At 66.8% G+C, this 13,480-nt stretch carries 9 protein-coding genes; 4 read left to right on the plus strand and 5 right to left on the minus strand.

All coding sequences use genetic code 11. The features are described 5' to 3' along the window. Nucleotides 1-89 precede the first annotated feature (89 nt). The 3 genes from ABRZ00_RS04570 to ABRZ00_RS04580 are packed head-to-tail and all read right to left on the minus strand — an operon-like array spanning nt 90 to nt 2,929. Nucleotides 90-1,226, minus strand: a complete 1,137-nt coding sequence (locus tag ABRZ00_RS04570; RefSeq protein WP_368640971.1) for a deoxyguanosinetriphosphate triphosphohydrolase — start codon at nt 1,224-1,226, stop codon at nt 90-92. Nucleotides 1,227-1,256: 30 nt separating this feature from the next. Beyond that, nucleotides 1,257-2,336: a 3-dehydroquinate synthase gene (gene aroB, locus ABRZ00_RS04575; protein WP_368640970.1), complete on the minus strand. Its 1,080-nt coding sequence runs from the start codon at nt 2,334-2,336 to the stop codon at nt 1,257-1,259. Nucleotides 2,337-2,341: 5 nt separating this feature from the next. Next, nucleotides 2,342-2,929: a shikimate kinase gene (locus tag ABRZ00_RS04580; RefSeq protein ID WP_368642784.1), complete on the minus strand. Its 588-nt coding sequence runs from the start codon at nt 2,927-2,929 to the stop codon at nt 2,342-2,344. 158 nt (nt 2,930-3,087) lie between these two features. Here ABRZ00_RS04580 and ABRZ00_RS04585 point away from each other — a divergent pair, with 158 nt between their 5' ends. The 4 genes from ABRZ00_RS04585 (at nt 3,088) to ABRZ00_RS04600 (ending at nt 10,009) form a co-directional block, all read left to right on the plus strand. Then, on the plus strand, nt 3,088-5,541 hold the full coding sequence (locus ABRZ00_RS04585) for a penicillin-binding protein 1A (protein ID WP_368640969.1): 2,454 nt from the start codon (nt 3,088-3,090) through the stop codon (nt 5,539-5,541). Beyond that, complete coding sequence (locus ABRZ00_RS04590) at nt 5,541-5,735, plus strand: hypothetical protein (protein WP_368640968.1); 195 nt, start codon at nt 5,541-5,543, stop codon at nt 5,733-5,735. Before ABRZ00_RS04585 ends, ABRZ00_RS04590 begins: the two co-directional genes overlap by 1 nt. A gap of 5 nt (nt 5,736-5,740) precedes the next feature. After that, nucleotides 5,741-7,012 (plus strand): diaminopimelate decarboxylase, encoded by a 1,272-nt coding sequence (gene lysA, locus ABRZ00_RS04595; protein WP_343837654.1) that lies wholly within the window; start codon nt 5,741-5,743, stop codon nt 7,010-7,012. An 84-nt stretch (nt 7,013-7,096) separates the two neighbouring features. Then, the gene (locus ABRZ00_RS04600) at nt 7,097-10,009 is read left to right on the plus strand and encodes a putative bifunctional diguanylate cyclase/phosphodiesterase (RefSeq protein WP_368640967.1); all 2,913 of its coding nucleotides are present in this window, start codon (nt 7,097-7,099) and stop codon (nt 10,007-10,009) included. Between the two features lie 66 nt (nt 10,010-10,075). Here ABRZ00_RS04600 and ccsB read toward each other — a convergent pair whose 3' ends face one another. Together ccsB and ABRZ00_RS04610 are read right to left on the minus strand one after the other, a co-directional pair. Then, complete coding sequence (gene ccsB / locus ABRZ00_RS04605) at nt 10,076-11,428, minus strand: c-type cytochrome biogenesis protein CcsB (protein ID WP_368640966.1); 1,353 nt, start codon at nt 11,426-11,428, stop codon at nt 10,076-10,078. Continuing rightward, the gene (locus ABRZ00_RS04610) at nt 11,418-13,409 is read right to left on the minus strand and encodes a cytochrome c biogenesis protein ResB (RefSeq protein ID WP_368642783.1); all 1,992 of its coding nucleotides are present in this window, start codon (nt 13,407-13,409) and stop codon (nt 11,418-11,420) included. Before ABRZ00_RS04610 ends, ccsB begins: the two co-directional genes overlap by 11 nt. Nucleotides 13,410-13,480 lie beyond the last annotated feature (71 nt).

The following is a 13,480-nucleotide window of genomic DNA, read 5'->3' on the forward strand; positions in this document are numbered from 1 at the left end:
ATGCCGCAGCAGCTCTCCACCTCGCGGCTGGCACGCCGCTCGGATTAGCCTGGCACGCGACAGTCCGCAGGGGACTGTCGCGTGCCAGGCTAATCCATTCTGTTGATTGCGCGGTGCTCGCGGATGGCGTAGCGGTCCGTCATGCCGGCGATGTAGTCCGCGATCGCGCGGGCCTGCGCCGTCGCGTCGTCGCGCCGGTATTCGTCGGCCAGCAAGCGGGGATCGTCCAGGAAAACGCGGAACAGGTCGCGCACGATGCGCCGCGCCTTGTAGGTCATGCGCATGACTTGCGAATGCCGGTACAGATTTTTCAGCAGGAACTGCTTGAGCGCATCGGCCTGGGCGCGGATCTCGTCCGAGAAAGCCGCCAGCGGCGGGCCTGCCCGGACCTCATCGGCCGATTGCGGGCGCAGCCGGGCGATGCGGTCCGCCGTGGTGCGCGTCAGATCCTGCACCAGCGTATTGATCATGGCGCGGATGACCTCGGACACCAGGCGTTTGGGCTCGGCATCCGGATAGCGGCGCAGAACCTGCTCGTGATGCGAGGCAAAAATATCCAATTGCAGCAACTGAGGCACCGTGATCAACCCCGAGCGCAGGCCATCGTCCACATCGTGGTTGTTGTAGGCGATCTCGTCTGCCAGATTGGTCAGTTGCGCCTCCAGCGAAGGCTGGGTGCCGTCGAGGAAACGCGCGCCGACTTCACCCAACCGCCGCGCATGGCTGCGCGAGCAGTGCTTGAGAATGCCCTCGCGGGTCTCGAAGCACAGGTTCAGGCCATTGAAGCCGGCATAGCGCTCTTCAAGCTCGTCGACCACCCGCAGGCTCTGGAGATTATGCTCGAAGCCCCCGGCGGCGGGCGCCAGCTCGCGCAGGCAGGCATTGAGCTCATCCTGGCCCGCATGGCCGAAAGGCGTATGGCCCAGATCGTGCGCCAGGGCAATGGCTTCGGTCAGGTCTTCGTTCACGCCCAGATTGCGTGCCAGCGTGCGCGCGATTTGCGCCACCTCGATGCTGTGCGTCAGGCGGGTGCGGAACAGATCGCCTTCGTGGTTGAGAAAAACCTGTGTCTTGTATTCCAGCCTGCGGAAGGCGGAACAATGGATGATGCGGTCGCGGTCGCGCTGGAAATCGGTGCGGCCGGCCGGCGGCGGCTCTGGATGGCGGCGCCCCCGGGAACCCTCCGGGCGGCTGGCGTATGAGGCCGGTTCGATCCGATTCTTCATGCCTTCGCGACTCCTTGGTGCAAGCGGACTCTACGCCTCCGGAACATCCGGCAGCAGCGGCCGCACGATCTCGTCGTCGACCGCCCGGACTTCGGCCCGTCCCAGGGCTGGCAACAATACATACCGGATGTGGCGGCCTTCATTTTTCTTGTCCACCCGCATCAGGTCCAGCCAGCGGCCGGCGCCCAGCCCCGGAGGCAGGGTCGGGCAACCGATGGCCTGCACCAGCGCGCGGATGCGCTCCACGGCCCCGGCTTCCAGGCCGCAGACCCGGGCGGACAGCTCGGCCGCCATGACCATGCCGCAACCCACGGCTTCGCCGTGCAGCCACTGGCCGTAGCCCAGGCCGGATTCGATGGCATGCGCGAACGTGTGGCCGAAATTGAGAATGGCGCGCACGCCCGATTCGCGCTCGTCCTGGGAAACGACCCAGGCCTTGAGTTCGCAAGAACGGCGCACGGCGTGCCGGATGGCCTCGCCGTCGAGCGCGCGCAGGGCATCGACATGCGCTTCACACCAATCGAAGAACCCGGGGTCGGCGATCATGCCGTACTTGACGACTTCGGCCAGGCCGGCGGAGATCTCGCGGGCCGGCAGCGTCGCCAGGACACCCGGATCGATTTCCACGGCCAGGGGCTGGTAGAACGCCCCGATCATGTTCTTGCCGCGCGGGTGATTGATGGCCGTCTTGCCGCCCACCGAGGAATCCACCTGCGCCAGCAGCGTGGTAGGCACCTGGACGAAGCGGATGCCGCGCATGTAGCACGCCGCCGCGAAGCCGCAGACATCGCCCACCACCCCGCCGCCCAGGGCCACCAGCACGGCTTTGCGGTCCAGGGCCGCCTCCAGTAGCGCATCGAAGATGCGGTCCAGGGACTCCCAGGTCTTGTACTGCTCGCCGTCGGGCAGCTCGATGGTCAGCAACGGCTTGCCGGCGGCTTCCAGGGCGGCGCGCAGCCGCGCGCCGTACAGGGCGCCCACCGTGGTGTTGGTGACGACCGCAATCGCCGTGGCGTCGGGCGGAATGCTGTGCGCGACGGCGTCCAGCCGGCCTGCGCCAATATGGATGGGATAGTGTCCGCCGGGCGTCTCAACCTGGACTGTATGCATGGGGGTCATTCCGTAAAAGGAACCTGGACCGCCGGCCGGACCGGCAACTGCGGCAACAGGTTGCGCAGCACCTGGGCGACCGGCTGGTCGCCGGTGTCCAGCGTAATGGCGGCCACGCTTTCGTACAACGGTTCGCGGCAGGCCAGCAGGTCGACGATGCGCTGACGCGGATCGGCGGTGCGCAGCAGCGGGCGGTTGCGGTCGCGGGCCACGCGCCGGTAGAGCTCGTCGGCCCCGGCCCGCAGATAGACGACGCAGCCGCGCTCGCTCAGCATGCGGCGGTTTTCCTCGGCCAGTACGGCGCCGCCGCCCGTGGCCAGCACCAGGCCGGGCCGGCGCGTGTATTCATCCAGGGCGGCCGTTTCGCGGCGGCGGAACCCTTCTTCGCCCTCGATGTCGAAAATGGTGGCGATGCGCACGCCGCACCGCGCCTCGATGACATGATCCAGGTCGACGAATTCCCGCCCCAGCGCCGTCGCCAACTGGCGGCCGATCGTGGTCTTGCCCACACCCATCATGCCGACCAGGAAAACCGGCCGCGCCTCGTCCAGCCCCTCAGGGGGACTCCGGGTCGAATCGGGGGCGCATTCCATCGTCATGGCAAGGCATCGGGCTGTTCGTTTACGTGTATTATCGCATCAGCCGTCCCCCGGCCAGCCTCGTCCGCCCGCGCCATGGACGCATCATCCTGTTACACAGACTTCTGCACCGCCTCCTGGCCCGCTCCAGCCAGGGCTTACAATCGCCTCTGATGAAATCCACCACTACCTCTTCCAAGCAGAAGGCCCCGGCGGCACGCTCCTGGTTCACGCGGTTGGTCCTCAAAGCGTTTGTGCTGTTCGCAGGCCTGGGCCTGTGCGGGGCGCTGCTCATGAGTCTGGCGCTGGCGCTGGCCTGGCCCAATCTGCCGGATCTGACGGCGATGATCGACTACCGGCCCCGGGTGCCGTTGCGCATCTACACGGCCGACAAGGTCCTGATCGGCGAATTCGGCGAAGAACGCCGCAACGTCCTGCGGTTCGACGAGATCCCGGACGTCATGAAATCCGCCATCCTTGCCGCCGAAGACGACCGCTTCTACCAGCACGGCGGCATCGACTGGGCAGGGGTGCTGCGCGCCGCCCTGGCCAATACCATCCACATGTCCAAGACGCAGGGCGCCAGCACCATCACCATGCAGGTGGCGCGCAACTTCTACCTGTCGTCGGAAAAAACCTACACGCGCAAATTCTACGAACTGCTGCTGACCTTCAAGATCGAGGCCACCCTGACGAAGGACCAGATCCTCGATCTCTACATGAACCAGATCTTTCTGGGGCACCGCGCGTACGGTTTCGCCGCAGCCAGCCGCACCTACTTCGGCAAGCCGCTGTCCGAAATCACCCCGGCCGAAGCCGCCATGCTGGCCGGCATCCCCAAGGCCCCGTCGCGCTTCAACCCCATCGCCAACTTCGAGCGCGCCAAGTCGCGCCAGGCCTACGTCCTCGGCCGCATGCGCTCCCTGGGCTATCTCACGGATGCCGAATACCAGCAGGCCCAGGAGCAGCCCATCGTGATCCGTTCGGCGGCCAACACCCCCGGCGGACGCTATGGTGTGCATGGCGACTACCCCGCGGAACTCGCCCGCCAGTTGCTGTACGGCGTCTATCAGGACGATATCTATTCGCGCGGCTTCAATATCTACACCACCATCCACTCCAAGGACCAGGAGGCCGCCTACCAGGCCGTGCGCGAGGGCATCCTGGACTACACCCGCCGCGCGCCCTATACCGGCCCCGAAGAGAACATCGACCTGCCCCAGGGCATCGAATCCGATCCCGAGGCGCTCAACGAACTGCTCGACGAGCAGCAGGACAAACATCCGGACAACGGCGATCTGCTCATCGGCATCGTCCTGTCGGCCAGTCCGACCGAAATCCGGGTCGCCCGCACCGCCAAGCAGATCATCGACATCACCGACAAGCGCGCCTTGCGTATCGTGGCGCGCGGCCTGGTCCCCAACGCCAAGGAAGCCGTGCGCATCCGGCGCGGCTCGGTGGTCTACGTGCACAAGACGCCGGAATACTGGGAACTCATCAACAAACCCACCATCCAGGCCGCCCTCGTCTCGGTCGCCACCCAGGACGGCGCCGTCCGGGCCATGGTGGGCGGCTTCGACTTCGACGAAGGCAAGTTCAACCGCGTCACCCAGGCCTGGCGCCAGCCGGGCTCGTCCTTCAAGCCCTTCATCTACGCTTCCGCCCTGGAGCGGGGGCTGACGCCCGCGACGCAGATTTCGGACGAGCCCTTCTCCCTAACGGCGGAGCAGACCGGCTCCAAGGCCTGGAATCCCAAGAACTACGGTCGATCCTATGAGCCCATGCTGACCATGCGCCAGGGGCTGTACAAGTCCAAGAACATGGTCTCGATCCGCATCATGCAGGCCGTGGGGCCCCAATACGTACAGGATTACGTCACCCGCTTCGGCTTCGACCGCTCGCGCCAGCCGGCCGTGCTGCCGCTGGCCCTGGGCGCCGGCAGCGTGACGCCGCTGCAACTGGCGGGCGGCTATGCCGTCTTTGCCAACGGCGGCTATCGCGTGCCGCCCTACCTGATCGATTACGTCACCGACAGCTCCGGCAAGATCATCATGCGCTCGCGCCCCACCGTGGCGGGCGACACGCTGGCGCGCGTGATCGATCCACGCACGGCCTATGTCATGAACGACATGCTGCGCGGCGTCGCCACCGTCGGCACCGGCGCGCGCGCCCACCGCGAACTCAAACGCAACGACATCGGCGGCAAGACCGGCACCACCAACGACTCCCAGGACGCCTGGTTCGCCGGCTTCACGCCGAAGCTGGTGGCGGTCGCCTGGATGGGCTTCGACCAGCCCAAGTCCATGGGCCAGGGCGAGACCGGCGGCGGCGCCGCCCTGCCCATCTGGGCGAACTACATGCGCACGGCCCTGGCGGACCAGCCGGAAATTCCGCCCGGCCCCGTGCCCAGCGGCCTGTCGCGCATCAACGGTGATTTCTACTTCGCCGAATTCCCTCCGGGCACGGCCATCGCCCGCGTCGGCCTGCCCGCGCCTGGCGATCCCGTCCCGGGCGCGCCCGCCGACGGCCTGGATGGCATCGGCAGCCTGCTGGACCAACTGCGCAACGACGATACCGCTCCAGACTCCGGCGCCGCCATTCCCCAACCCGTCCGCGTGCCCTTCTGATGACGACCCATTCCACGTTGCTGCCCTTCACGCGCCTGCTGGCCGGTGCCGGCCTGGCCCTCGCACTGGCGGGCTGCGGCATGAAAGGCGAACTGCGCCTGCCCGATCCGCCACCGGCCGACGCCGCGCTGGCGGCTCCGCCCACCCTCGCGCCGGCGCCCGCGCCGGACCCTCGTTCCGCTCCGCGCCCTTGATCTTCATGACCGCAGACACCCAGTTTCCCCTCCGGGACGGCATCCTGCATGCCGAAGACATCCCGCTGCCCGAACTCGCCGACCGCTACGGCACCCCCCTGTACATTTATTCCCGCGCGGCGCTGCACGACGCCTGGCACCGCTACGCGCGGGCCATCGCCGGGCACGACGCGCTGATCTGCTACGGGGTCAAGGCCAACTCCAACCTGGCCGTGCTGCACGAATTCCAGCAACTGGGCGCCGGCTTCGACATCGTGTCGGGCGGCGAACTCGAACGCATCCTGGCGGCGGGCGCCGATCCCCGCCTCGTCGTGTTCTCGGGCGTGGGCAAGCAAGGCTGGGAAATCCGCAAGGCGCTCGCCGCGGGCATCAAATGCTTCAACGTCGAATCCGCCGCCGAGCTTGAGCGCCTGGCCGACATCGCCCGCGAACTCGGCGTGCGCGCGCCGGTGTCCCTGCGCGTCAACCCCGACGTCGACGCGCGCACCCATCCCTACATCTCCACCGGCCTGAAAGAAAACAAATTCGGCGTCGACATCCGCCAGGCGCCCGAACTGTACCGCCAGGCGCTGCAGCACCCCGGCCTGGAAATCGTCGGCGTGGACTGTCACATCGGCTCCCAGATCACCCAGATCGCCCCCTACCTGGATGCGCTCGACAAGCTGCTGGACCTGATCGACGTCCTGGCGGCCGACGGCATCGCCTTGCGGCACCTGGATCTGGGCGGCGGCCTGGGCATCCGCTACACCGACGAGAACCCGCCCGACCCGGCGGAACTGCTGACCCCGGTGTTCGCCGCGCTCGCCGCCCGGGGAATGGGCCACCTGCAGCTCATCCTGGAGCCGGGCCGGTCCCTGGTTGGCAATGCGGGCGTGCTGCTGACCCGGATCGAATACCTCAAACGGACCGAAGCGCGCAATTTCGCCATTGTGGACGCGGCCATGAACGATCTGATGCGCCCGGCCCTGTACGAGGCCTGGCATGGCGTCGTGCCGGTCGCTCCGCGCACCGGCACGCCCATCGAAACCTATGACATCGTCGGCCCGATCTGCGAAAGCGGCGACTGGCTGGCCCGCGGCCGCGCACTGCCCCTGGAGCAAGGAGACCTGCTGGCCATCCAGTCCGCCGGCGCCTACGCCTTTTCCATGTCCAGTCAATACAATACCCGTCCCCGGGCGGCGGAAGTCCTGGTGGATGGGCAGAATTCCTGGTTGATCCGCCCCCGCGAAACCCTCCAGGAACTGTATGCTCAGGAGCGTATTCCCCACCGGGCCTAAACTTCGACCCATCCGGGACGTCAATCACCCATCGCCCCGGTTTGGGCACTGACGCACCGGAAGGTCGTTCCTCCTCCTTGCTGCATGGCGATCAAGACGCTTTTTTCCCGCTCGTCCAGTCCCACCCCCCCCCACCCGGCCACTGGGCGCATCTGGTCGTTCCTGCTGTATATCGGCATCCCCCTGCTGATCGCCCTGACCCTGGCGGCCTCGCTGCTGCTGCAGCCACGCTACACAGACGCCACCGGCCAGCCGCTGACGGCCCGCTTCCTGCCGGCGGCCTCCGCACTGTCCACGCAGCAGGCCCTGGCGCAATTACGCAGCCGCCCCACCCGACTGGCGGAATCCGTTCCGGCCGGTCCGGTCTGGCTGCTGGCCGATCTGCCGGCGGATCATTCCGCCGACGCAACCCGGCGATCCGCCCTGCTGCTCCCCGTCCATACGGCCCAAGCGCCCGCGTGCTGGCTGGCCTCCGCCGGAGAGCCCCTGACGGCGCTCTCGGTTCAGAATGGCCTGCTCGGGCAGCAGATGCGCCTGCCGCATCCCCCAGCGGCCGATCAGGTTCTGTGCCGCCTGGATCTGTCCATACCGGCCCGGCTGTCCATCGAACAATGGCCGCGCCCTGCGCTGGCCGGCGCCACCGCGCACACCGCCCAGGCCATCGGCCTGCTCGAAGGCGGCCTGCTGGCCCTGGCCGCCTTCCTGGCCATCATCGCCCTGACCATGCGCGAGCCGCCCTATCTGGTGCTGGCCTGTTGGATCCTCTGCAGCATGCGCCTGGGCGCCTGGGCGCTGGGATGGGACCACCAGTTCCTGGGCGCCATCATCCCGCCCGACGCCTTGGCCTGGGTCCGCAAGCTGACCATCCTGCTTCATTACATTCTGACGGTCCAGCTCTTCACCATGCTGTTCCAGCCCAGCCTGGATGCCGCCATCACGCGCCGCCTGCGCCGGGTCGGCCGCATCAGCGCAATCGCCCTGTTCCTGGCGCTGCTGGCGCTGCCCGCCGATTGGGTCCAGTTCATCACCTTCCTCACCGCCTGGCTGGCAACGGCCCTGGTCGCGGTCACCCTGACCTATGGCCTGTTCCGGTTCAATACGCGCTCCCAGCTCTGGCATACGATCGGCGTCTGCCTGGCCCTGGCGATCCTGTTGACCGGCCTGATCCTGGCGGGCCTGGGGCGCACGTCCTTGATCTCCCCCTTCCCGGGCGCGGGCGCGCTGCTGCTGTGCAATCTGCTGATTGCCCTGGCGGCGGCCGACCGGATGCGCGAAGACCGCCAACTGCGCCTGCGCCAACGCAACGACCTGATCGCCCATGACACGCTCACGCCGCTGGGCCTGTTCACGCTGGGGGCCACGCGGCATTTCGAGCACCTGAGCCCCAACGCGCGCGACATCCTGGATATCGGCAGGCAGGCGGACCTGCACGCGCTTGCCTGGAACGACTTCTTTCCCAAGGTCGACTGGCTGGCCATCTCCGTGGCCACGGAACAGGGCCGCGACACCGAGATCCAGCGCATCCAGGCCTCGCCCGACGCGACGCCCCGCAGCTTCTTGCTGCGCGCCACGCTGGTCGGCAGCCGCATCGAAGGTTCGCTGCAAGACATCAGCGCCCGGACCGAAACCATCCGCAAACTGCGCCTGATGGCCGACAACGACCCCTTGACCGATACGCTCAACCGGCGCGGGATCGAGAAAACCATGCAGACGGCCATCGAAGACCTGCAGCAGACCAAGACGCCCTGCGCGCTGGCCTTCCTGGATCTGGACCACCTCAAGCGCGTCAACGACCTGTTCGGCCACTCCACCGGCGACACGCTGCTGCAGATGGTCTGCGAACGGCTGAAATACTCCATCACGGAAGACCAGCATCTGGGCCGCATCGGCAACGACGAATTCCTCATCCTGTTCCCGGGCAAGCGGGCCAGCGAAGTCCGCCGCGTGGCGCAGGACATGATCGAAAGCCTGAACAGCTCGGCCCTGTATGTCGGAGAGCGGGCCTTCCAGCTCAAGAGCGCCATGGGGCTGATCGACATCGACCGCACCATGAGCCCCAAGGACGCCATCGCCGCCGCCAGCCGCGCCTGCCGCGATGCTCGCAAGCAACACCAGGACGTCGTCCTGTATGAGGAAAACGCCCGCGAGCTGTTCGACCACATCGACGAGATGCACCTGTTCGAGCAGCTCGAGAGCACCGGCACCTCAGAAGACATCTACCTGGAGATGCAGCCCATCATGTCGCTGCGCCACCCACTGCAGACTCTCAATTTCGAGGCCTTGCTGCGCGTGCGCACGACCGGCGCGCGTCCGCTCCAGACCGGCAAGATCATCCAGGCGGCGGAAGACAGCGGCATGGTCACCGCCATCGACAAATGGGTCTTCACCACCTTGCTCGAGTGGATGGCCAAGCACCACCTGAAGCTCGGCCAGACCCGCCAGGTCAACGTCAACCTCAGCGGCGTCTCGCTGAACGATGATCGCTTCATCAACGTCCTGTTCGGCATTCTCAACCAGCAGCCGCAGTTCACCCGGCGCCTGTGCGTGGAAATCACCGAAGGCGTCGCCCTGCAGGACCTGGAGCGCACCCGCCAGTTCATGCGGCGCCTGCAGCGCATGGGCGCGCGCGTGGCCCTGGACGATTTCGGCGCCGGCTATACCTCGTTCTCGTACCTCAAGGAATTGCCGGCCGACATGATCAAGATCGACGGCACCCTGATCCGCGACATGCTGGCCAGCGAAGCCAACATCGCGATCGTCAACAGCATCGTGGATCTGGCCCATAACCTGGGCATGGAGTGCATCGCCGAATGGGTCGAGGACGTCGCCACCTTGCGCGCGCTCACCGACATGGGCGTGGATTACGTCCAGGGCTATGTGATTTCGGGATCACGCCCGCCGATGGACATCCTGGCCTGCGACAACATCCTGCCGCTGGTCGGAGACCCTGCCGTCCGCGCCTATATCGAAGAAATCAGCGGCCGGCGCCTGTCGTAGAATGCGCCCGCTACGGGCGCAAGCCGGGCGGCGGCACGTTTGCCCGGCCCGGTTCGCCTGGCGGGATTACAGCTCGCCGTACGAGTGCAGGCCCGACAGGAACATATTGACCCCCAGGAAGGCGAAGCTGGTCACCAGCAGGCCCGACAGCGCCCAATAGGCGGCCATGGCGCCGCGCAGCCCTTTCATCAGGCGCATGTGCAGCCAGGCGGCGTAATTCAGCCAGACGATCAGCGCCCAGGTTTCCTTGGGGTCCCATTGCCAGTAGGTGCCCCAGGCATCGGCCGCCCACAGCGCCCCCAGGATCGTGGCCACGGTGAAGAAAGCGAAGCCCACCGCGATAGCCCGATACATGATGTCGTCGAGAATTTCCAGGGCGGGCAATTTCCGGGCGATCGGCGCGCGGAACGCCAGGATCGTGCCCACGATCAATGCGCCGATGCCGAAATACAGCATCCAGGTGGCCGACAGCTCGCGCGAGCCGAAGATCAGCGGCTCGGCGCACAGGACCGCGCCCAGGACGAACACCGGCACCAACGGCTTCCAGGTGCGGGTCTCGCCGTGCGACTTGACCAGGTAGGCGAAGCCCACCATGGCGGCCAGGCTGAAGGTTCCGTAGCCGATGAAGTTGGCCGGCACGTGCAGCTTCATCCACCAGCTCTTCAAGGCGGGAACCAGAGGCTGGATCTGGTAGGCGTCCCGGGTGAAGGAATACCACAACAGGAACACCACCAGGGAACTGATGACCAGCAGCACGAAGCCCCCCAGGGCGCGCGTGGCGTAGCGGCGCTCGTAGTACAGGTAGAACAGGGCGGTGACCAGGGACAGCAGGACAAAGACTTCGTACAGATTGCTGACGGGGATGTGGCCGATGTCGGGCCCCAGCAGATGGCCTTCGCGCCAGCGCACCAGCAGTCCCGTGACGCCGGCGTAGACCGCCGCCCAGGTCAGGATGGTGCCCAGCCAGGCAGCCGTGCGGCTGGCGAACCCCGCCCAGTAGCAGACCGTCGCCAGAACGAACAGGGCGCACATCCACAAAATGGCCGACTGCGAGGAAATCAGGTATTTCAGCAAGAAGCGGTCTTCGGCCAGCGAGAGGTCGCCCTGCAGCAGAACGCCCGTGGGGCTGTAGAGCCAGATCGCCAGCAGCGCCGTCAGGCCGCTGGCCAGCATCAGGGTGCGCAAGGGCCGCCACAGCCAGCCCATCCAGCTAAACAGGCCGACCGCGCCGATCAGGATCAGTTTTTCGTAGTCATCCATGAATGTGCCGTATTCGCTCAGCACATGGCCCGCGCCCACCGCGAGCAGCAGGAAGAAACCGAAATCGGTCCAGTCGGGCCGGCCCCGGCGGCCCCGGTGATCGCCGCTGGCATTCATGCTCTGGGGCCAGGCGGCAGCGGCAACGGAATCAGGCGTCATGATCGGGTTCTCCGGAGAGGCGGCGCAGGGCATCCCGCAGCCGCTCGAATTCGTGGTTGAAATCCAGGGTGCGCCGCTGGGTGGTCATGGCGGCCAGCCAGGCGCTGCCCCCATCCTGCGGCCGGATCCACACCCAGACGCGGCGCTCCCGGATGTAGAACATCGAGAACACCCCCAGCACCAACAGCAGGCAGCCGAAATAGACGACGGCCTTGCCCGGACTGCGGGCCACTTGGAAGACACTCGCCTGGACTTGCTCGAAGCCGGTCAGTTGCAGGGCGACAGAAGCAGGATAGTCCGGCAGCGACGCCAGCGCCAGCACGGCCTGGCGCATCCACTGGCGCGCGCGTTCCGCCTCGGCCCCCTGGAGGTCGAGCGCAGGCTCGCCCTGCCTGGAGCGCACCAGATCGCGCAGCTCGGTCAGGCTGAGCTGGATCATGGGTACGGCGAAGTTCAGGATCTTTTCCCGCTGCTCGGCGGGCGCGGCGTCGATGATGCCGTTGAACCCATCGCGCGCAAAGGTGCGCAGCGCCCCGCGCGCGGCCTGGAACATCAGATCGCGCTGCTCGCCGGCGGGCGCATTGCGGTCGGCAAAGCGCTGCGCGGCCTGCTCGCGCAGGCCGGCGTCGTCCAGTGCGGCGCGCAACCGCATGAATTCCGCCATCGACCCCTGCCCGTCGGCGGGGATGCGCAGATAACGGTACGGCTGCGAGGCCGTATCGCGCACCCCAAGCAGGAATGTCGGCAAGCCGTCGAGCATCACCGGCAGCAGATACTGATTGAACTCGTGCGCCTGGCCGTCGGCGCCGATCAACCGGTATTGCACGCTCGGGCCGACGTTGCGCAGATCGTCGTTGCGCTGCCGGGCCGCGCTGCCGGTCACGGCGGCCACGTGCGCAACCACGTCGGACGGCTGGGGATCCTGGCCGTCGCCCATGTTTTCGACGTTGATCACGCGCAGGCCGGTGTAGTCCACCGTCAGCCCGCCCAGCGCGTCGGGCAGCCTGGCCTCGCGCCCGACCGTGCCGGAGATATCCACGGGCTGCGCGGCGGGGCCCCGCAGCGGCCAGGCTTTCAGTTGCAGGCTGCTGCCGCCATCGTCGAAGCTGGACTGGTAGACCGTCACGCCGCGATAGCGCAGCGGTTCGTTGACCTGGATCGTCTGATCGAACGACTCGCCGGTCGCCAGATCGGTCACCGTCACGTCGCTGCGGAAATCGCTGGGCATGCCGGTGTCGTAATAGTCGATGTGAAACTTATTGAGCTTCAGCGTGAACGGCAGGGGCTGCAGCAGCACGCCCTGGTCCGCCGCCACGATGCCCATGCTGCTCTGCTTGCCGTCGGGGATCAGCATGTTGGCGCGGAAGCTGGGATTGCGCGCGGACAGGCGGCCGGATTCAGGCACATCGGAAATCAGCATGTTGCCGGTCACGGGCTGCTTGTCGAACAACCAGGTCTGCACCCGGACCGGCAGTTCGCTGTCCAGCAGGCCGCCCAGACAGATCACGACGATGGCCACGTGCGCGAAGATGTATCCCAGGCGATTGGCCGCGCCCTTCTTGGCCGCCACCATGCGGCTCTCGCCGTCTTCGCGCACCCGGTAGCGGAAGCCCTGCGCCTGCAGCAGCGCGCCCACCTCGGCGCAGGCCTGGTCCGGCGTGCGGCCGCTGCTCAGTTCGACCCGATGATGGAAGGCCTTGAGGCTGGAGCCGCGCACGTATTCCCGGAACGAACGCATGTCGCGCAGCATCTTCGGCGCATTGCGCAGCACGCACAGCGTCGTCGACACCACCAGGAACGCCATGATGAGCAGGAACCACGCACTGTTGTAGACGTGCCAGATGGAGAACTGGTCGAAGACCGCGAACCAGAAGGGCCCGAACTGATCGACGTAGGTGTTGGCGCCCTGGTTCTGGGGCAGTACGGTGCCAATCAAGCTGGCCACGCAGATGAACACCAGCAGGCTGATTGCAAAGCGCATCGAACCCAGGAGTTCGATGAGATCAGCGCCCAAAGCGCGGGAACGGGAAAGAGACGCCACGGCAGCCCGGC

This window comes from Castellaniella ginsengisoli (assembly GCF_040955415.1).
In the GTDB taxonomy this organism is placed as follows: Bacteria; Pseudomonadota; Gammaproteobacteria; order Burkholderiales; family Burkholderiaceae_B; genus Castellaniella; species Castellaniella ginsengisoli.

Bases quoted from the DNA above. Each gene is read 5' to 3' on its own strand.
- ABRZ00_RS04585 (WP_368640969.1), top strand. From the start codon at position 3,088: ATGAAATCCACCACTACCTCTTCCAAGCAGAAGGCCCCGGCGGCACGC.
- lysA (WP_343837654.1), top strand. From the start codon at position 5,741: ATGACCGCAGACACCCAGTTTCCCCTCCGGGACGGCATCCTGCATGCC.
- ABRZ00_RS04570 (WP_368640971.1), bottom strand. From the start codon at position 1,226: ATGAAGAATCGGATCGAACCGGCCTCATACGCCAGCCGCCCGGAGGGT.
- ABRZ00_RS04580 (WP_368642784.1), bottom strand. From the start codon at position 2,929: ATGGAATGCGCCCCCGATTCGACCCGGAGTCCCCCTGAGGGGCTGGAC.
- aroB (WP_368640970.1), bottom strand. From the start codon at position 2,336: ATGCATACAGTCCAGGTTGAGACGCCCGGCGGACACTATCCCATCCAT.
- ccsB (WP_368640966.1), bottom strand. From the start codon at position 11,428: ATGACGCCTGATTCCGTTGCCGCTGCCGCCTGGCCCCAGAGCATGAAT.
- ABRZ00_RS04590 (WP_368640968.1), top strand. From the start codon at position 5,541: ATGACGACCCATTCCACGTTGCTGCCCTTCACGCGCCTGCTGGCCGGT.
- ABRZ00_RS04610 (WP_368642783.1), bottom strand. From the start codon at position 13,409: ATGCGCTTTGCAATCAGCCTGCTGGTGTTCATCTGCGTGGCCAGCTTG.
- ABRZ00_RS04600 (WP_368640967.1), top strand. From the start codon at position 7,097: ATGGCGATCAAGACGCTTTTTTCCCGCTCGTCCAGTCCCACCCCCCCC.